General features: G+C 70.6%; 15 protein-coding genes and 1 pseudogene. 6 read left to right on the plus strand and 10 right to left on the minus strand.

Annotated features, from left to right (window positions below; all coding sequences use genetic code 11):
• The first annotated feature begins 148 nt into the window (after positions 1-148).
• Positions 149-1,063: a helix-turn-helix domain-containing protein gene (locus tag IG54_RS0117700; RefSeq protein WP_030784550.1), complete on the plus strand. Its 915-nt coding sequence runs from the start codon at positions 149-151 to the stop codon at positions 1,061-1,063.
• Positions 1,064-1,104: 41 nt separating this feature from the next.
• Here the strand turns inward: IG54_RS0117700 and IG54_RS0117705 are convergent, their stop codons facing one another.
• The 10 genes from IG54_RS0117705 to IG54_RS0117750 all read right to left on the minus strand — a co-directional run bounded on the left by IG54_RS0117705 (position 1,105) and on the right by IG54_RS0117750 (position 14,299).
• Positions 1,105-1,842, minus strand: coding sequence for an enoyl-CoA hydratase/isomerase family protein (locus IG54_RS0117705; protein WP_030784553.1), 738 nt, complete (start codon positions 1,840-1,842; stop codon positions 1,105-1,107).
• Positions 1,843-1,861: 19 nt separating this feature from the next.
• On the minus strand, positions 1,862-2,296 hold the full coding sequence (locus IG54_RS0117710; protein WP_051819590.1) for a PaaI family thioesterase: 435 nt from the start codon (positions 2,294-2,296) through the stop codon (positions 1,862-1,864).
• A 30-nt stretch (positions 2,297-2,326) separates the two neighbouring features.
• A complete protein-coding gene (locus tag IG54_RS0117715; RefSeq protein WP_030784558.1) occupies positions 2,327-3,607 on the minus strand; it encodes a beta-ketoacyl-[acyl-carrier-protein] synthase family protein in 1,281 nt (426 codons plus the stop codon).
• Between the two features lie 13 nt (positions 3,608-3,620).
• The gene (locus IG54_RS0117720; RefSeq protein ID WP_030784563.1) at positions 3,621-3,896 is read right to left on the minus strand and encodes an acyl carrier protein; all 276 of its coding nucleotides are present in this window, start codon (positions 3,894-3,896) and stop codon (positions 3,621-3,623) included.
• The gene (locus tag IG54_RS0117725) at positions 3,886-5,643 is read right to left on the minus strand and encodes a fatty acyl-AMP ligase (protein ID WP_051819592.1); all 1,758 of its coding nucleotides are present in this window, start codon (positions 5,641-5,643) and stop codon (positions 3,886-3,888) included. Before IG54_RS0117725 ends, IG54_RS0117720 begins: the two co-directional genes overlap by 11 nt.
• Entirely contained in the window at positions 5,640-7,166 is a 1,527-nt protein-coding gene (locus IG54_RS0117730; protein WP_030784569.1) for a B12-binding domain-containing radical SAM protein, read from the minus strand. Before IG54_RS0117730 ends, IG54_RS0117725 begins: the two co-directional genes overlap by 4 nt.
• The gene (locus IG54_RS0117735; RefSeq protein ID WP_234336223.1) at positions 7,163-8,377 is read right to left on the minus strand and encodes a B12-binding domain-containing radical SAM protein; all 1,215 of its coding nucleotides are present in this window, start codon (positions 8,375-8,377) and stop codon (positions 7,163-7,165) included. Before IG54_RS0117735 ends, IG54_RS0117730 begins: the two co-directional genes overlap by 4 nt.
• Before the next feature lie 279 nt (positions 8,378-8,656).
• A complete protein-coding gene (locus IG54_RS0117740) occupies positions 8,657-9,991 on the minus strand; it encodes a polyamine ABC transporter substrate-binding protein (RefSeq protein ID WP_234336225.1) in 1,335 nt (444 codons plus the stop codon).
• A 94-nt stretch (positions 9,992-10,085) separates the two neighbouring features.
• The gene (locus tag IG54_RS0117745) at positions 10,086-12,683 is read right to left on the minus strand and encodes an MXAN_6230/SCO0854 family RING domain-containing protein (protein ID WP_030784578.1); all 2,598 of its coding nucleotides are present in this window, start codon (positions 12,681-12,683) and stop codon (positions 10,086-10,088) included.
• 176 nt (positions 12,684-12,859) lie between these two features.
• The gene (locus IG54_RS0117750) at positions 12,860-14,299 is read right to left on the minus strand and encodes a gamma-aminobutyraldehyde dehydrogenase (RefSeq protein ID WP_030784580.1); all 1,440 of its coding nucleotides are present in this window, start codon (positions 14,297-14,299) and stop codon (positions 12,860-12,862) included.
• Positions 14,300-14,461: 162 nt separating this feature from the next.
• Here IG54_RS0117750 and IG54_RS0117755 point away from each other — a divergent pair, with 162 nt between their 5' ends.
• The 5 genes and pseudogenes from IG54_RS0117755 to IG54_RS0117775 all read left to right on the plus strand — a co-directional run bounded on the left by IG54_RS0117755 (position 14,462) and on the right by IG54_RS0117775 (position 19,741).
• The gene (locus IG54_RS0117755; RefSeq protein WP_078594210.1) at positions 14,462-15,007 is read left to right on the plus strand and encodes an Lrp/AsnC family transcriptional regulator; all 546 of its coding nucleotides are present in this window, start codon (positions 14,462-14,464) and stop codon (positions 15,005-15,007) included.
• Positions 14,992-16,371: an aspartate aminotransferase family protein gene (locus IG54_RS0117760; RefSeq protein WP_030784586.1), complete on the plus strand. Its 1,380-nt coding sequence runs from the start codon at positions 14,992-14,994 to the stop codon at positions 16,369-16,371. Before IG54_RS0117755 ends, IG54_RS0117760 begins: the two co-directional genes overlap by 16 nt.
• 193 nt (positions 16,372-16,564) lie before the next feature.
• A pseudogene (locus tag IG54_RS0117765) lies at positions 16,565-17,254 on the plus strand (ABC transporter ATP-binding protein); the annotation flags it as partial.
• A gap of 803 nt (positions 17,255-18,057) precedes the next feature.
• Entirely contained in the window at positions 18,058-19,200 is a 1,143-nt protein-coding gene (locus tag IG54_RS0117770) for a hypothetical protein (RefSeq protein WP_030784592.1), read from the plus strand.
• Between the two features lie 136 nt (positions 19,201-19,336).
• Positions 19,337-19,741, plus strand: coding sequence for a VOC family protein (locus IG54_RS0117775; RefSeq protein ID WP_030784596.1), 405 nt, complete (start codon positions 19,337-19,339; stop codon positions 19,739-19,741).
• Positions 19,742-19,743 lie beyond the last annotated feature (2 nt).

A 19,743-nucleotide genomic window follows, 5' to 3' on the forward strand; every position in this document is an offset into this window, starting at 1 on the left:
CCGGGCCCAAAGACCCTGGTCCAGCCACCTACGAACTTAAAGGTCATACTTTTTACGAGGAAGGTGCGCCCGTGTCACCGTCCGGTGAAAATGGGACAGCCGTGGCGGACGGAGGCGGTCCGGGCCGAGAAAGCGCAGGGAAGAACGCATGACGGAGCAGACCGGCGCCCATCCGAGCGCGCACATGGGCGCCGCGGAGCACATCCGTACCTACCCCTTCGACCCGAGCGCGAGCGTCTCGGGGGTCGGGATGCAGGTCGGCCCGATGGGCACGGAGGGCCCCTGGGCGGGCGGCGTCGGTCTCGCCCGGCGCGTGCACCGCATCGACTTCCACGTACTCCTCTTCTTCCGCGCGGGCCCGGTCCGCCACACGGTCGACTTCACCGAGTACGAGGCGGGCGCCGGGGACGTCCTGTGGATCCGCCCCGGGCAGGTGCACAGCTTCTCGGCGACCGACACCTACACCGGCACCGCGCTCACGATGCAGCCCGGCTTCCTGCCGCGCGCGACCGTGGAGGCGACAGGCCTCTACCGCTACGACCGGCCGCCGCTCCTGCACCCCGACGAGGCCCAACTGGCCGCTCTGGACACCTCCTTGGCGCAGCTCCAGCGCGAGTACCTGGACACGGCGACGCTGCCGCTGAGCCTGCACACGTCGGTGCTGCGGCACTCCCTGACCGCCTTCATGCTGCGGGTGGCGCATGTGTCGGCGCAGGCGGCGGCGGACGAGTGCAGGCCTCTGCCGGACTCGGCGTTCTCCCGGTTCCGCGGGGCGGTCGAGCAGGGCTTCACGACCAACCACAGCGTCAGCGCGTACGCCGACCAGCTCGGCTACTCCCGCCGCACGCTCGTCCGCGCGGTGCGTGCCGCCACCGGCCAGACCCCGAAGGACTTCATCGACCGCCGCGTGATCCTGGAGGCCAAGCGCCTGCTCGCCCACACCGACCTGCCGGCGGGCCGCATCGGAGCGGCGGTCGGCTTCGCGGACTCGGCGAACTTCTCGAAGTTCTTCCAGCAGCGGACCGGGGTGACACCGGCCGGGTTCCGGGCCGAGCAGACCTGAGGCGGGCGTCCGCCCCGACGGTGCCCGGCCCGGCGCCCCGGTCAGCCTCGGCGCAGGGACGCCAGGTACTCCCGCAGCGTCCGGCCGGTGCGCTCGGCGCTCCACAGCTTCAGCACCTCGCCGTCGTCCAACGGCCGCGCGGCGCCGATGCGTTGGTGGGTGGGCCGGTGGAGCTGGCGCTTGGCGAGGGCGTAGACGTCCGACGGCGCACGGCACAGCTCGTTCGCCCGCAGCAGCGCGGCGGCGAGCAGCTCCTCCGGCTCGACCAGCTCGTGCACCAGGCCGATGGCCAGGGCCTGTTGGGGCGTCAAGCGGCCGGCCCCGAGCACCATCGCGTCGAGCGCCGGCCCGACGGCATGGCGTACGACCTCCAGGCACACCGCGGGGAAGGGCACCCCGGCGGCGAGTTCGGTGAGGCCGATGGAGCCGCCGGACATCAGCCGCACATCGCAGGCGGCGGCCAGCACGCAACCGCCCGCCAGGGCGTGCCCGTTGAGCGCCCCGACCACCGGCCTCGGATGGTCGAACAGGGCGAGGGTCGCGCGGTGCAGAGCGGGCAGGAAGGCCTCGGCGTACGCCGCCCCGCCCTCGATCACCCGCTTGAGGTCCACCCCCGCCGAGAAGGACCGTCCGCTGCCGGTCAGCACCACCGCGCGGGCGTCGGCGACCGCCTCCAGCGTCTCGGCGAGGCCCGTGAGCAGTTCCCGGTCCAGTGCGTTGACGGGCCCGTGGTCCAGCGTCAGCAGCGCGATGCCCTCGTGGTCGGCTACGTCGATCACTCGTCGCTCCCCGGCCCGGTCAGTCCGCGTAGCCTTCGAGGTCGGTGAGCGGGATCCGCGACACCGTGTACGTGCCCTGCCCGGCCGCCACCAGTTTGCCGCTCTCGCTGTAGATGTCGCTGCGCGCGACGTAGAGCGTCTTGCCCGCGGTCACCACGTGGCCGACGGCGTGGATGCCCTCCTTCTGGACGGGCCGGATCAGGTTGATGTGGTAGTCGACCGTCAGGACGCTGAAGGTCTCCTCCATCGAGTTGGCCGCCACGAAACCGGCCGTGTCCCCGACCTCGAACATCAGGGCGGCGTGCAGGAAGTCCGCGTTCTGCGTGAGGTCGCTGTGGAACGGAATGGCCACCCGCGCGCGCCCCGCCTCCTCGATCTCGATGGTCTTGTCGAGGAATCGGGAGATCTTGCAGTTCATGCAGCAGCGGGTGAGCTTCTCGAAGTGCGTGGACACGGTACTCCTCTGTGGGCAGCGGCGGCGGGACTAGGCGAGGGAGCGGGAGCGGGGCTCGGCGAGGGACACGACGAGGCCGGCGTTGATCCCGCCGAACCCGAACGCGTTGACCAGGCAGCGGCGCATCTCCCTCTCCCGGACCTCACGGGCGAGGTCGGTCTTGACGAACCGGGCGTCGGTCTCCTTCAGGTTCAGCGTGGGCGGGACGGCCTGGTGGCGGAGCGCCATGAGGGCGGCGGCGAGATTCAGCGGGCCGTTCGCGGCGAACGTGTATCCCAGGTGCCCCTTGATCGACGTGACGACCGGCTTGTGATCGGTATCGGCGGTGAGCGCGTCCAACGCCTCCAGTTCGGCGGCGTCGCCCTGCACCATGCCAGACGCCTGGGCGAACACGCAGTCGACGGCGTCGGGTTCCAGCCCGGCGTCGGCGAGGGCGCCGCTCAGGCAGCGGGTGACATGGCGGGACGAGATGCCGGTGAGGTCGTCACCCCCGCTGGTGGTGTCGAAGCCGGTCAGCTCGCCGTGGATCACCGCACCGCGCGCCTCGGCGTGCGCACGCTCCTCCAGTACGAAGACGGCGGCCCCCTCGCCGACCACGATGCCGTCCCGCGAGCGGTCGAAGGGGCGGGGGGTGGTCTTTGGGTCGTCGTGCCGGCTGAGCACCCGCATCGCCTGGAATCCGGAGTACGTGATCGGCGTGATGACCGCCTCCGCCCCGCCGGCGACGGCCCAGGTGCGGGCGCCGGACCGGATCGCGCGCATCGCCTGCCCGATCGCCTGGCTGCCGCTCGCGCAGGCACCGGCGACGGTGACCTGCTCCTCCTCGATGCCGTGGCGCAGGGCGATCACGCTCGCCGCCATGTTGGGGATGAGGGAGGGGATCAGGAACGGGCTGGTCCTGCGCACTCCCCGCCTCTCCTGCCGCAGTACGCCCTCCTCGATGCTGGGCAGCCCTCCCATGGCCACGCCGAGGTAGACGCCGCCCCCCGGCGGATACCGGCGTACGTCCGCCCCGGTTCGCGCGGGCCCGCCCAGACCGCTGTCGTCCAGCGCCCGGTCGGCGGCGAACAGCGCGTACCGCGCGAACGCGCTCATACGCTTCGTCTCGAACTGGAGCGGACCGGGGGCGAACGTGACGACGGAGTCGTCGACCTGCCCGGCGTACCGGCTGTGGAACCGGCCCGCGTCGAAGCGGGTCAGCGGGGCGATCCCCGAACGTCCGGCGACAAGGCCCCGCCACAACTCCTCGACCGTTGAGCCGAGCGGGCACAGCACACCCGCCCCGGTGACCACCACGCGGTGTCGCGGCATGTCCCGCTCCGGGTCAGGCCCGCTGCTCCGACGCGTCCAGCGTCCGCCGTATGTAGTGCTCCAGATCCCGCATGGTCTGCAACTCGTCCATGACGGATTCGTCGAAGTCGACGCCGAAGCAGTCCTCCAGGAAGAGAAGCAGCTCGACCATCTTGAGCGAACTCATGCCCTCGATGGAGTTGCCGATGTGCGACTCCGGGGTCAGATGGGACACGTCGGTCTCGACGAACTCCCCGATGTGCTTGACGATCCTGTCGAAAAGCTCCTGGTCCCGCTTCTCATCCTGCATCAGGTGCCCCTCCCGAGGTCACACGCGTCGGTACGTCGGTACGTCGGAACGGCGGGCGTTCCTCGATCATCCGCCGGCAGAGATGGCGCTGGATCTTGCCGCTGGTGGTCCGGGGCAGCTGTGCCCGGCGGATCCAGTGGAAGGTGACGCCGCCGATCCCGAACGCCTCGGCCAGTGCGCCGCGCACCTCGTCGGTGACGGCCTGCCGGTCGCGGCCGTCACCGATGCGTTCGTCGAGAAGGAGATGCAACTGCTCGGTGAGCAGCATCGGATCGGGGACGCCGACCGCGACGACCGAGGGGGTGCGCGGGCTTTTGACGACGGCCTCTACGAACCGCTCGATCTGGTCGGGGATGTAGTTGCGGCCGGAGATGATCACGATCTCCTTGCGGCGACCGGTGACGTACAGCTCGCCGTCCAGCTGATAGCCGAGGTCACCGGTGCGAAGATAGCCGTCCGGCCGCTTGAGCCGCTCGTCCGCGGACGCGGCATTCGACGCGCCCTGGGCGGCGCCCCGCTCCGGGAGGTAGCCGTCGATGAGGCTGGGGCCGGCCACCTCTATCTCGCCGATCATGCGGTCGGGCAGCGGCGTTCCGTCCGGGTCCACCACCCTCAGCCGGTGGCCGGGCACCGCGGGGCCCACGCACATCATGCTCATGCTGCGCGGATCACCGGCCGGCCGGGGCTCGGCGCGCCCCCGCGCGGAGACGGCCTCGGCGTCCACCCGGTCGACGGAGAAGGGGCGGTCGACGTCCGAGATGGTCGCCGCCAGCGTCGTCTCCGCGAGTCCGTACACGGGCCGCAGCGTCGTATCACGGAGCCCGAACGGGCCGAACGCCGCCTGGAATTCGCGCAGGGTGGCCTCGTGCACCGGTTCCGCGCCGCACAGCGCCACCCGCCAGGACGACAGGTCGAGATCGTCGGGGGGCCGCCGCTTGGCCACCCGCGCGCAGATGTGGAACGCGGAGCTGGGCGCGGGCGACAGGGTGCCCCGGTGGCGGCTGATCCAGCGCAGCCATGCCATCGGGTTCCGCAGGAAGTTGACCGGATCGGCCAGCACCATCGGGATGCGGGCGTGGAGCGCGTACGAGATGCCGATGAGGCCCATGTCGTGGAACAGCGGAAGCCAGCTCACCAGCGAGTCTTCCGGTTCCGCCCGGATCGCCTCGGCTATCGCCCGGACGTTGGCGGTGATGTTGCCGTGCCGGACCAGGGCCAGCTTGGGGGCGCCCGTCGAGCCGGAGGTCGCCTGGAGATGGGCGAGTGAGGCGGGCGTGGCCCGTGGGTCGTCGAGGGTGAGGGGCGGCCCGCGCAGCGCCTCGGGCGTCGTCACCGTGACCGCGCCCGGCAGGAACGCGGCGAGCGAGCCCGCGAGGTCCGGGGCGGCGATGACCCTGGTGGCCCCTGCCTGTTCGACGAGGCCGCGCAGGTGGGCCGCGTAGTGCGGGTGGGCGCCGGTCGGTTCCGCCGCGATGACCGGCACGACACCCGCGTACAGGCAGCCCAGGTAGACCGCGAGGAAGTCCCGCGAGGTGGGCAGGACGACGAGGACCCGCTCCCCCTCCCCGATGCCGTGCGCCCGCAGGCCCGCCGCGGCCCCGCCGACGAGGCGGCAGACGTCCGCGTAGGTGAGCGCGAACTCCTCCTCGGACCTCTCGATCACATGGAACGCCGTCCGGTCGGGGGTGTCGGCGGCCTGTTCGAGCAACGCGCCGACGACGGTCTGTGCCCGGTGCTCCCCGGTCATCGGGCGTATCGCTTCACGAATTCCACGTCGGTGGACTTGGACGAGCGCGCCAGCCACTCGCGCAGCTCTCCGTGCCGCGCGTCGAAGTCCGCCTTCAGCAGATCCTCCCGCAGGGTCCCGGCCGCGGTGTAGTACGGCTTCTCCAGCTGTTCGAGGAAGTGGATGTGCTGCCGCATTCCCTCGCGGCCCCGGTCGACGCTGCGGGAGTACGCCTTGAGGCGTGCCCGCCGCTGGGGCCGCGTCTCGATCTCGAACGCCCGCTGGAAGAAGATGTCGTAGCTGTCGAGGATGCCCCGCTGGAGTTCGCTGGGGCGCATCTCGCGCGGGAAGATGCCGACGAACGAATAGTGCTGATAGGTCGGAACCTCCATGATGATCCGGTGGTCCTCGACGTCCTGCCGCGCCCCGTACAGCAGGTTCTGGAAGGGGTATTCCGCGAGGCACACGAATACCGGGTGCATGATGCGGGCCTCCGCGCACCACCGCGCGGTGGCCTCGATCGCCGGGCGGTCCTGGACGTCGAGTCCGAAGATGATCGCGGAGTGGATGGCGATGTCGTTCTCGGCGAAGCGCAGCAGGCGGCGGGTCTGTTCGGAGGGGTCGACCCGTTTGTTGAACGCCTGGAGGACACTCGGGTCCTCCGATTCCACTCCCAGGCAGTACTCGTCGAATCCCGACCGTTTGAGGTCGAGGACCAGATCCAGGTCGTCGGCGTGATTGACCCGGCTCATGGCGATGAACTTGTAGTCGCGGTCCCGGAACGTCTCGGCGATCTCCCGGCAGTAGTCCTTGCGGGTCGTGAAGTTGAGGTCCGTGACGTAGAAGCGGTTGCATCCGGTCTGCGCGTAGATGGCGTCCAGCTCGCTGCGGACGTCTTTTGCCGTCTTGGTGCGAAAGCGCCGTCCGAGGAGGCGGATGGCATAGCAGAAGGAGCAGGCGAACGGGCAGCCGCGTGACATCGAGACCGTGGCCCAGTGCAGTTTCGGCGCGCCCGCGAGGAATTTCGGGTTGATCGCGGTGGCGATGTTCCCATAGCGGGCGATCTTGTTCACGACGAGATCGCCGCCGGCCCCGATATAGGCCAGGTTGTCGACCTCGGTGAGGGGTTCGCCGTTCTCCAGCGCGTTGATCAGCTGGACGGCGGGGATCTCGCCCTCGGCGATCACCGCGTAATCGGCGTAGCGCAGTGCCTCGTAGGGAGCGAACGCGGCGTGGGGACCGCCCATGATGACCACGCAGCCGGGGCGTTTGTCGCGCTGGATCAGCTCGATCGTCTCGATGTTCGACCAGAAGTGGGTGGCCAGCGCCGAGATCAGGATGTAGTCGTACGCGGCGAGGGGGAAGTCCTCCGGCTTCTCCCCCCAGAACATCTGGCACATCTCCACCCGCGCGTCCGGGAATTCCTGCTGGACGAACGACGCGACGTAATAGATACCGTCGTTGTACGTCGTCGCCAGTGTGGAGGCGTCGGGATACGCCTCGTGGAAACCCAGTTGGACGCAGAGGATGCGCAGGTTCGTCATGACGGGGACCCCGAGGGGCTGAGCGGCGTCGTGCGGTGGCGGCGCGCGAACTCCTGGCGCACCTTCGCCTTCATCTCCTGCTTGAGCCTGGCGGCGATGCGGTCGGGGTCGTTGACCTTGCGCTGTGCCCAGGCGAGCAGGTCACGGGCCTCGCTGCGGCTCATCTTCGGGTGCTTCCACACCAGGTTGTACAGGTCGTGCTTGCTGAGGTCGGGTTCGTCGACCAGGTGTTCCATCTGGCGGTAGAGGCGGGTGCCGTGGAACGGGGTGAGCAGGGTCAGCTGGCAGGCGAACAACCCTTCCTCGCTCAGCTGCTCGATGTCGAACCGCATGTCGTCGATGCTGTCCTCGGCGAATCCGACCATGAAGGTGCCAAGAGCCCGGCGGCCGTTGTCGATCAGTTCCCGGACCGTCTGCCGTACGTTGTAGACGTCGTCGCGCTTCTTCACGTCGGCGACGTTCTTGTCCCGGTAGGACTCGATGCCGACGATCGCCCCGTCCATGTAGCGGTCGGTCAGCTCGGGAATTCTTCCCCGGATCAGATCGGCACGGGTGAGGCAGATCCAGGGCAGTTCGCGCTCCGCGAGCGCGTCCACCACCTGTTCGGCCAGGGTGTTGGTGAGGAAGAAGCTCTCGTCGTAGATGATGACGTGGGCGACGTCGGCGTCCCGGTACGCGTCGAGCGCCGCGTACGTGTCCTCCATGAAGATGGCTTCTTCTTTGGGATTGAAGATCGGCGTCGAACAGAAGGTGCAGCCGATGTTGCATCCGCGCTTCGAATATAAATACCCGACCGGGGATTTCAGCCCGCGAAATCCGCTCTCCCCCAGCATGGCCGGGTGCCGCACGCGGGGCAGCGGTGTACCGTAGACGTATTCGTGGATCGGCGCCTCGCCCGCGCCCTTCACCTTCTTCGTGAAGTAGGGGTCGATGCCCGGGGAGAGAACGCCGTAGTTGCCGGCCCATATCTCCGGTACGCCGGCCTCGCGTGCCGCCTTCGCCATCTCGATCGCGACAGGCGTCGACCAGGTGTAGAAGCTGAGGCCGACCATGTCCCACTTCTCGGCGCGCAGGGCGGCGAGATACTCGTCCCAGGTCGGGTACTCCAGAATTTCGACGTCCGGTACATTGTGCTTGATGAAACGGAGCCCGGTCGGTGGACAGGTGACGGAGAGCCGGTCCTCAAGGTCCACCGCACAGGTCCACGCCATATAGGTATCGGTTCTGTCGTACCAGTTCCCACCGATCCCGTCGGGCTCTACCAGAGCCTCTATCGGAGCGGTCGCGAGAAGCACTCTTTTCATCTGCCGACCCCTGTCGCCACGAAAATGCGCTGCTTTATGGACAGCCTATTTCAGGCATGGCCGTACCCCACCGGCCCGCAATACCAAAAATGACTTGATTGAGGCATGCACAGATTTTTGACTCTAGGATCGGCTGAATATGCGTGTCAACCCGCTTACCGAGCCGGTCCCGACGGCCACCCGCATTCACGCCAGTCGGCCCGGGGCCCCATTCCTTGATCCGGACACCTCGCGGCCCGGTGGGCGGACCGCACGCCGACGCGGGGGCCGCCCAGGGGGCCGGGCAACTCGGCCAAAACCGTGCGGGCCGAGGGCCCAGAAACCTCTAGGGCGTGTCCGCGAAGTCGCGTCGTTCGCCCGCAGGGCGGGCGTCGCGGCGTCCGGTGCGTGCTCTCGGCGTGGCGGCCGGAAGCCCTCGTACTGGGCGTACTTGGGCTTTCGGCCGAGCGCCGCCAGCTCCTTGTCCTTGGCGGAGGCGAGGATGTCGCGGGCGGCGGGGACCGGGCAGACGTAGTTGACCCAGGCGGCGAGTTCCGCCGCCACCGCGGGGTCGTAGTAGTAGTCGGCGAGCCGCTCGGCGTTGCGCTTGTGGCGGGCCAGGTTGGGGATCATCAACGACTCGGCCCACAGCTCGGCGCCCTCCTCGGGGACGACGAACTCGATGTCCGGGTCGTCCGCCTGGAGCTGGATGACGTCTCCGCTGTAGGCCTGGCAGGCCAGGACGTCGCCGCTGGAGAGGTCCTTGATGTAGTCGTTGCCCGTGAAGCGCCGGATGTGGTGGGAGTTCACCAGCTTCTCGATCCTGTCGCACATCCGGTGGAAGTCGTCCGCCTTCCACCGGGTGACGTCGACGCCGTCCCCCTGGAGCAGCAGCGCGAACGCCTCGTCGAGCCCGGACAGCAGCGTGACGCGGCCCTTGAGATCCTCGGCCCACAGGTCGGAGACGTGCCTGATCTCGCGGCCGAGCCTGCGCTTGTTGTAGGCGATGCCGGTGATGCCCGACTGCCAGGGGACGGTGAACTTCCGTCCCGGGTCGAAATGCGGCGAACGCAGCAGCGGGTCCAGGTACTTGGTGACGTTGGGCTGGCGCGAGCGGTCCATCTCCTGCACCCAGCCGAGCCGCACGAAGCGGGCGCACATCCAGTCGCTGATGACGATGAGGTCCCGGCCGGTCTCCTGATGGTTCATCAGGGACGGGCTGATCTTGCCGAAGAACTCGTCGTTGTCGTTGATCTCCTCCGTGTAGCGGACGTCGATCCCGGTCCGCTTCTCGAAGGCGGCCAGCGAGGGGCGCCGCGTCTTGTCCTTGTCGTCCGTGTCGATGTACAGCGGCCAGTTCGCGAAGGTCAGCGCCCTGTCCTTTGCCGAGCGGTCGCCCGCGGAGCGCTCGTCCGGCGCGATGTAGGCGGCGGGCACACCGCACCCCGCGAGCGCGCCGGCGGCCGCGCCCCCGCCGAGGGCGCGGAGCAGGGACCGGCGGTGCACCGGACGGGCCGAGGGGGCTATGGGGTTCGCTCGCACCCCGGCAGCATGCGCCTTCGCGCGGCGGCGCGGCAATGGACGCAGCGTCGAGCGCCGCCCCGTGGAACCGACACCCTGTCGATCACGCGTGCGCTCACGCCGCGGGCGCGAGCCACGCCGCCAGGCCCCCCGCCGTGATCCGCTCCAGCGGCGCGGCGTCGACCGGGCCCGGGTAGAGGCGGTACACCGTGCCGGAAGCGGCCTCGCCGGTCGTCGCCAACTCGCCGTGCAGCAGCGCGAGAAGGGCCCTGCGTCCGCCGAGGTCCGGCTCCGCGCACAGCGCGTCCGGCTCCCAGCCCTCCCGGACGCGCAGGGCGAAGTCGGCGCGCGGCTCGTCCGCGGCCCGCCGGTAGCCCCACAGGACGTGGCCGCGCCCGCGCACGTACACGTCGCCGTCGGTGCGGGCCGCGGCCGTCCAGCAGGCCAGGTCCCACAGGGTGGCCCGGCCGCGCGGCTCGAAGGTGTCGAGCAGGTCGTTGCCCATGCGCCGGATCTGCTCGCGGTGGCGCCACACGTCGTGGTCGGTACCGGTCGTGGCGAGGGTGACATCCGCCCACCAGGCGCGGCGCGTCCGCAGATCGACGATCATCGGGACGCGCAGCTTCGCGTCGCCCGCGAGGTCGAAGCGCTGCCGCACGGTCCGCGGGTCGTACACGGCCCGCGCCCCGGCCTCGACGGCCATGAACCCCGCGAAGGCGTCCGGGAGTTCGTCGAAGGGCACGTCGTTGTACGAGAGGACGGCGGGGACGACGAACCGCACCCCGGTGTTCGCGAGCCACGGCAGATCGAGGTCGAGGTACTCGGTGGCGCCGTGCGGGGCGGGCGCCGAGGTCAGGTCCCCGGAGTGCCGGGCGGCGCCGCGCGCGTACTCCAGGTGGGTGTAGTCGCACAGGCCGACGAACCGCCACAGGTCGTCGTAGAGCGCGACGGACAGGTCCAGGTCGACGCGCGTGCCCTTGGGCTGGAGCCAGTGCAGGAAGAGCCGCACCCGCTCGCTGTCCGTAGGCATGGGCAGCGAGCTGCCGCGGGGCACCGCGACCAGGGAGGCCGCCGAGGCGCGCTCGGCGAACGGCACGGGCAGGTCGGCGAGGGAGGCGTCCAGGACGGCCACGTCGTACCGCTCCCCCTCGCGCGCGGCGAGGCGCCGTACCGCCTCGGCCTCGATCAGCTCACCGGCGCGGCCCGCGACGCGGGCGGGCAGCGGCGGGCGGTGGTCCTCGACGGCGAAGGCCTTGGTGACCCGTCCGCGCGGGAAGAACACCCGGCGGTGCCCGGGCGCGGTACGGATCTTCAGCTGTCCGTACGCCCCGAGCAGCGGGCCGGGTGCGGTGCGCGGCAGGGCGTGTGCGAGGGCCTCACCGACCGGCTCCGGGAGGGTGGCCGCGCCGGAGCGGTCCAGCAACAGGCCGAGGCGGCGCAGGAGTTCGCCGGGGCGCTCGCGGAGCAGGCCGGCGGCGGCCGTGACGTCCCAGCGGCCGAGGGCCTCCTCGACACGGCTCTGCCAGGTGACGACGCGCAGCCGGTCACCGACGAGGCGGACGCTGTCGTGCCGGGCGGCCTCGGTGAGCAGCACCTCGCCGAGCGCGCTGTCGTCGAGGCGGGTCCCGCGCAGTACGGCGAAGGCGAGCGCCACGCGCGCGTGGCGGCCGGCGGCCTCGAAGGGGTGCAGGAGTTCACCGGCCCGCTGCCACGCGCGCGGGTGGCGGGCCATGTCCTCGGCGAGGCGCGGGAAGCCGAACCCGTCGAGCAGCGCGAGGAGTTCGCGTCGCACGGGGCGGGAGAGGCCGCGCAGGCGCGGCGGTTCGAGCAGGTCGGGGTCGCCCCCGGAGCGTACGACGAGGATCCGTAGCACGTCGGTGGCGGTGTCCGCGTACGTCCCGACGAGCGAGCGCGCCTGGGGGAGGTCGAGCAGTGGGGCGAGGGCGAGGGCCTTGCTCTCGCGCAGCGGTATCGACGCGGGCAGCCAGTCGGCGGCCTCGGCCGGGTCCGCGTGTCCGAGGAGCAGCACCAGGTCGTCGTGGTCCTGCGGGTTCAACGGCGTACGGCGGGCGAGCAGGGCGGCGAGTTCGGCGGTGGCGTCGCCGGGTGCGGCGAGGCGCAGGGCGCGCAGGACCTCGCCCCCGTCACCGCCGAGGCCGGCGCCGGTGTCGAGCCAGGGGTCGAGGGGGCCGTCGGTCTCGTAACGCCGCTCGCAGATCTGGCAGGCGTACCAGACGCAGCAGTCGTCGCAGCAGCCCCAGTCCTTCTCCTTGCGGTGGCAGTCGTCGCACAGCAGGTGCGCGCAGGGCATGAGCGCACGCACCCGCGCTGTGGTGCCCGCGCAGTTCATGCAGGGCTGGTGCGGCTGGGCGGCGAGGTGCGCGGCGACGACGGAGGTGAAGCGGTCGTACGCGTGCTGGTACGGGACCTCGTCGGGGAAGCGCGCCAACAACGGGGCGTGGCGGCGGTCGGAGCCCATCAGGGCGTCGACGTCGGCGATCAGCTTCCGCCCGGTCTCGGCGAGGTCACCGATGGACAGCGCGGTCAGCGCGCGGCGCAGCGGGGCGGTCAACAGGTGCCCGCGGTCGGCGAGTTCGGCTTCGAGGACGACGACCGCGGCGTCGGTCTCGGCGGACCGTCCGGCGCCGGAAGGCACGTACACACTCTGCCGACGGCGCAGCAGCAGCCCGGCGAGGTCATCGGTCGTCGTCATCAGGTCCCACCCCCGGGAAACGGAAAGGCGGGGGCGGGGAGTGGGTGCGCTACGGATCTTTTTACATAAGAAGAAAGAAGGAAGCACACCACGGAGCCGCCCCCGCGTAGCCAACGGTACGCGGGGGCGGAGAGGCCGGGCATCCCAATTAGCGTCGGGGGCGCCCCCGCAGGGGACTAACCCTCGATGGACGTCATCACGTGCTTGATGCGGGTGTAGTCATCGAACCCGTAAGCCGAGAGATCCTTGCCGTAGCCCGACTTCTTGAACCCACCGTGAGGCATCTCGGCAACGAGAGGAATATGCGTGTTGATCCAGACGCAGCCGAAGTCGAGCACCTTGGACATCCGCATCGCGCGGGCGTGGTCCTTGGTCCACACGGAGGACGCGAGCGCGTACTCGACGCCGTTCGCGTACTCCACGGCCTGCGCCTCGTCCGTGAAGGACTGCACGGTGATGACGGGGCCGAAGACCTCGTTCTGGATGATCTCGTCGTCCTGCTTGAGGCCGGAGACGACGGTCGGCGCGAAGAAGTAGCCCTTCTCGCCGACGCGCTGGCCACCGGCCTCCACGCGCGCGTGCGCGGGCAGCCGCTCGATGAAGCCGGACACCTGCTTCAGCTGGTTGGCGTTGTTGAGGGGGCCGTAGAGCACGTCCTCGTCGTCCGGCTGGCCGGTCTTCGTGTCGGCGGCGGCCTTGGCGAGCGCCGTCACGAACTCGTCGTGGATGGACTCGTGGACGAGCACGCGCGTGGCGGCCGTACAGTCCTGGCCCGCGTTGAAGAAGCCCGCCATCGAGATGTCCTCGACGGCCTTGGCGATGTCGGTGTCCTCGAACACCACCACCGGCGCCTTGCCGCCCAGCTCCAGGTGGACCCGCTTGAGGTCCTTGGAGGCGGACTCGGCGACCTGCATGCCGGCGCGCACGGAACCGGTGATGGAGGCCATCGCGGGGGTCTTGTGCTCGACCATCAGACGGCCGGTGTCGCGGTCGCCGGTGACGACGTTGAAGACGCCGGGCGGCACGATGGAGCCGATGATCTCGGCCATCAGGACGGTCGAGGCGGGCGTGGTGTCGGACGGCTTCAGCACGACCGTGTTACCGGCCGCGAGCGCCGGGGCGAACTTCCATACGCCCATCATCATGGGGTAGTTCCACGGCGCGACCTGCGCGCAGACGCCGATCGGCTCGCGGCGGATGATGGAGGTCAGGCCCTCCATGTACTCGCCCGCGGCGCGCCCCTCCAGCATCCGGGCCGCACCCGCGAAGAAGCGGATCTGGTCGACCATGGGCGGGATCTCCTCGGACCGCGTGAGTCCGATCGGCTTGCCCGTGTTCTCGACCTCGGCGGCGATCAGTTCCTCGGCCCGCTCCTCGAACGCGTCAGCGATCTTCAGCAGGGCCTTCTGCCGCTCGGCGGGCGTCAGGTCGCGCCAGGCGGGGAACGCGTCGGCGGCGGCCTTCATCGCGGCGTCGACGTCGGCCTGGCCCGACAGCGGCGCGGTGGCGTAGGCCTCGCCGGTCGCCGGATTGATCACCTCGGTGGTCCGTCCGTCGGCCGCGTCCCGGAATTCTCCGTTGATGTAGTTGCGCAGACGGCGCAGCTCGGTGCTCACTTCCGGCCCTCCAGTCAGATGTCCAGTGGATGAGACACCCACACTAGTCGCTCTACCGACGCTTTCAACATACCCAGCACCCCAGAACTGCGGAATCCGTGACGATTGAAGTCTCAGACAACGAAATTCATCGATCTGGCCTTGCGGAAGTGACGAGACGTCGTGCAGAGTGAGGTCGTGGCCAGTCGCAGCGCAGACCCCAGCAGCCCCCGCGGCTCCCGCACCGGAAATCCGGGCGGAAGCGCCGGCGGGAACGGCACCCCGCCCGTGGACGCCGTCTCTCTGGCGATCATCGAGCAGCTTCAGGAGGACGGACGCCGTCCGTACGCCGCCATCGGCAAGGCCGTGGGCCTGTCCGAGGCGGCCGTGCGCCAGCGCGTCCAGAAGCTGCTCGACCAGGGCGTGATGCAGATCGTCGCCGTCACGGACCCGCTCACCGTGGGCTTCCGCAGGCAGGCGATGGTCGGCATCAATGTCGAGGGCGATGTGGACCCGGTCGCGGACGCCGTGGCCGCCATGCCGGAGGCGGAGTACGTGGTGATGACCGCGGGCTCGCACGACCTCCTCGTGGAGATCGTCTGCGAAGACGACGACCACCTGCTCGAAGTCATCAACAAGCGCATCCGCGCCCTCCCCGGCGTGCGCTCCACCGAGAGCTTCGTCTACCTCAAGCTCAAGAAGCAGACCTATATGTGGGGAACCCGATAGCCGTGAGCAAGGACCTCAGCCAAACCGCCTACGACCACCTGTGGATGCACTTCACCCGCATGTCGTCGTACGAGAACGCGCCCGTTCCCACCATCGTGCGTGGCGAGGGCACCTACATCTTCGACGACAAGGGCAAGAAGTACCTGGACGGCCTCTCCGGCCTCTTCGTCGTCAACGCAGGACACGGCCGTCACGAGCTGGCCGAGACCGCCTACAAGCAGGCGCAGGAGCTGGCCTTCTTCCCGGTGTGGAGCTACGCCCACCCGAAGGCCGTCGAGCTGGCCGAGCGCCTCGCGAACTACGCGCCGGGCGACCTCAACAAGGTCTTCTTCACCACCGGTGGCGGCGAGGCCGTCGAGACCGCGTGGAAGCTGGCGAAGCAGTACCACAAGCTCACCGGCAACCACACGAAGTACAAGGTCATCTCCCGCGCGGTCGCCTACCACGGCACCCCGCAGGGCGCCCTGTCCATCACCGGCCTGCCGGCCCTCAAGGCCCCCTTCGAGCCGCTGGTGCCCGGCGCGCACAAGGTGCCGAACACCAACATCTACCGCGCCCCGATCCACGGCGACGACCCCGAGGCCTTCGGCCGCTGGGCCGCCGACCAGATCGAGCAGGAGATCCTCTTCGAGGGCCCGGAGACGGTCGCGGCCGTCTTCCTGGAGCCGGTGCAGAACGCGGGCGGCTGCTTCCCGCCCCCGCCCGGGTACTTCCAGCGGGTGCGCGAGATCTGCGACAAGTACGACGTGCTGCTCGTGTCGGACGAGGTCATCTGCGCCTTCGGCCGCCTCGGCACGATGTTCGCCTGCGACAAGTTCGGCTACGTCCCGGACATGATCACCTGCGCCAAGGGCATGACCTCGGGCTACTCCCCGATCGGCGCCTGCATCATCTCGGACAAGCTGGCCGAGCCGTTCTACAAGGGCGACAACACCTTCCTGCACGGCTACACCTTCGGCGGCCACCCCGTGTCGGCCGCGGTCGGCATCGCCAACCTCGACATCTTCGAGAAGGAGGGTCTGAACCAGCACGTCCTCGACAACGAGGACGCGTTCTACCAGACCCTGCGCAAGCTGCACGACCTGCCGATCGTCGGCGACGTCCGCGGCAACGGCTTCTTCTACGGCATCGAGCTGGTGAAGGACAAGAACACCAAGGAGTCGTTCAACGACGAGGAGACCGAGCGCGTCCTGTACGGCTTCCTCTCCAAGGCGCTCTACGACAACGGCCTGTACTGCCGTGCCGACGACCGCGGAGACCCGGTCGTCCAGCTGGCGCCGCCGCTGATCTCCACCCAGGAGACCTTCGACGAGATCGAGGGCATCCTGCGGCAGGTGCTCACGGAGGCCTGGACGAAGCTCTGACCGATGACCGTCTGACGTGATGGTCCGATCAGTACCGGCCCTGGGGCGCCCGTTCGAGTGAGAACGGGCGCTCCAGGGCCGCGTCCTTTCCTGGCAAGTCCGCCCGAATCCCTAGCGTGCCCAGTGACCGATCGGCCCCGCCTTCGTTCCCCCGTACGGGGGAGGCAAACTGATCTGAACCGAGGTGTACGCCATGGTGGCCCCGCCGGACAACGACGTGCTGTGGGCACGCGCACTGCATGTCACACACAACGGCTCCCCCGCCCTCACCGGCGTCTCGCTCGGTGTCCGCGAGGGTGAGATCCTCGCCGTCAGCGGCCCGCGCGGCAGCGGCAAAACGACTCTCCTGCGGTGCCTCTCGGGCCAGTTGCTGCCCCAGCAGGGCGAGGTCTGGTTCAACAGCGCCCCCGTCCACACGATGAGCCCGCTCGTGCGCGAACGCCTGCGGCGCGACCGCTTCGGCTGGATCGACCCCGAGCCGCACCTCGTGCCCGAACTCACCGCCTGGGAGAACGTCGCCCTGCCGCTGATGCTGCGCGGTGCCCCGCGCCGCACCGCCAAGCCCGCCGCCCAGGAGTGGCTGGAGCGCCTGGACATCGGCCGGTGCGCCCGTAAGCGCCCGCACGCCCTCCTCCAGGCGGAGCGCCAGCGCGTCGCCGTCGCCCGCGCGCTGGTCACCACGCCGACGGTGATCTTCGCCGACGAGCCGACCGCGCCCCTGCACCGCGCCGACCGCGCCCACGTGCTGCGCACCCTGACGACCGCGGCCCGCTCCCACGGCATCACGGTCGTCCTCGCCACCCACGACCCGGACCTCGCCCCCCTCGCCGACCGCACGGTCACACTGCTGGACGGCCGCCGAGTCAAAACCGTCCACCTACCGGACACGGACACCCCACCCGGCCCGACCCTCTCAAAGAGGCCGGAGCCCAGGCGGGCGCCGGAGACAGGGGCTTCGCGGGCGCGGGTCTCGGAGGGGCGGGTCTCGGGGGCGCGCGTCTCGGAGGCGCAGGCCTCGCAGGCGCAGGCCTCGCAGGCGCAGGCCTCGGAAACGCGGGTCTCGGAGGCGCGGGTCTCGGAGGCGCAGGGTTCGCAGGAGGGGGCCTCGGAGGCGCGGGCTTCCCAGGCCGCGGCGCCCGGTGCGGGCGAAGGGCCGGTCGCCGCTGCCACCCCGGGCACCACCGCCGCCACCTCCACCCAGGGCTCGCAGGCGCAGGCCGAGGCTTCGCAGGCGCAGGCCGCGCAGGCCGCGCAGGCCGCGACGCTCGGCGCCAGCGATGGGCCGGTAGCTGCTGGCGTCCCCGGCACCACCACCCAGGCCCCGGACGCCGAGGCCTCGCAGGCGCGGGCCTCCCAGGCCCCGGCGTCCGGTACCGGCGAAAAGCCGATGGCCGCTGGCGTCCCCGGCACCACCACCGCCCAGGCCCCGCAGACGCAGGCCCCGCAAGCCGCAGCGCCCAGCGCCTCCGAAGCCGACGAAGCGCCGGTTGCCGTTCCCGCCACAGGAACCACCTCTGCCACCTCCCCCGACCTCGGCACGACCACCGCCACCCCCGCCGACCTCGGCACCCCAACAACAACCCCAGACACCTCAGACGCCCCCCACAGCCACACCACGGGCACCGCCCCCGGCCCCGGGGCGGGCGGCACCACCCCCCGTGTCTCCGACGCGGAAGGCCGGGCCGCGTGCTCGCTCTCCGTCTAGCGCGCGGCGCCCACCCGCTCGTCCAGTTGCGGCGGCTGCTCGTCGCCGCCGCGGCCGCGGGGACGGGGTTCCTGCTGCTGTGCACCCTGGCGTACGCGATGGAGCACCCGGGAACCGGTTCCGTGCTGCGGCTCGCCTGGTGCGCCGCGCCGGTCGCCGCGACCGTGTACTTCGCCGTCGCCGTCGCCCGTACCGACCCCGGCACCCGGCCGCGTGCCGGGCTCTCCGCCGTGGGCCTCGGACCGGCCCGGCTGATGGTGCTCGCCGCGATCTCCACGGCCCTCGCCTGCACCCTCGGCTCCCTGGTGGCGCTGCTCGTCTTCCTGCATCTGCGCGGCGACCTGTCGGGCCTGCCCTTCGACGGCGCGGCGGCCGAACTGCTCGCCGCCGAACGGCCGTTGCCGCTCGCGGCCGCGCTGACCCTGCTCACCGTGGTCCCGCTCACCGCCTCCGCCGCGAGCGCCGCGGCGCTGCGGCCGCGCTTGGCCAAGGCGGACGGCGTCGGTGAGCCCGCCGCACCGGCCCCGGCGCCGAGCGGCCTCCCCTGGGGCGTCGCGCTGCTCGCGGCGGGCCTCGCCGTGGAGACGTACGCGAGCGGCAGGGGCAGCGGCCTGCCGGTACCGGGAGGGGCCGACGGCAACCCCGCGGGCGTCCTCGCCGGATGGGCCCTGACCGCGCTCGGCCTCGCGCTCGCGGGCCCCGGCCTCACCTACCTCTGCGGCCGCCTCCTCCAGGCCGCCCGGCCCGGCGCCGTGCGGCTGCTCGCGGGGCGTGTGCTCCAGGAAGAGGCGCGGCGCATCGGACGGCCGCTCGGCGTGCTGTGCGCGGTGGCGTCGGGCGCGTACGCCTCGGTCGTCCTGTACGCGGGCCCCCGTACCGGCATCGGCCCGCTCACCGCCCTCGGCGCGCTGCTCGTCGCGGGCTGCGCCGTGCTGACGCTCGCTACGGCCGCCGTCGAGGCCAGGCAGTCCCGCGCGGACACGACCGCGGCGCTGCTGCGGCTCGGGGCGCCCGCGACGATGCTGCGCGGCTCCGCGGCGCTGCGGGCGGGCGCGCTCACCGCCGTGTTCGCCCCCCTGACCTGGGTCGTCGCGGAACTGGCCGCGTTGCCGCTGGGCCGCTGAGAACTCGTACGAGAAAGCTTCGCGACGAGCGATGAGTTCGGAGTCGAACGCACGTCTAACCTCCCGAACGGCAGACGCGTACAGCAGACACGTACGGCAGACGCGCACAGCACCCGCACCCATGGGAGAGACACTCATGTACCAGCAGATGATCTTCGTGAACCTCGCCGTGAACGACGTCGACGCGACGAAGGCGTTCTTCACCTCGCTCGGCTACACCCTCAACCCGCAGTTCTCTTCGGACGACTGCGCGTGCGTGGTCATCAGCGACACCATCGTCGCGATGATGCTGGGCAAGCAGCGCTACGCGGACTTCACGGAGAAGGAGATCGCGGACTCCACGAAGACCAGTGAGGCGCTGCTGTGTCTGAGCGCCGAGAGCCGCGAGAAGGTCGACGAGATCGTCGACAAGGCGATCGCCGCCGGTGCCACGGTCGGCAAGGTCCAGGACTACGGCACGATGTACGGCCGCGCCTTCGACGACCTGGACGGCCACACCTGGGAGTTCATGTGGATGGACCCCTCCGAGGTCCAGGGCTGAGC

This window comes from Streptomyces sp. NRRL S-920, from assembly GCF_000717945.1.
GTDB classification, from domain to species: Bacteria; Actinomycetota; Actinomycetes; order Streptomycetales; family Streptomycetaceae; genus Streptomyces; species Streptomyces alboniger.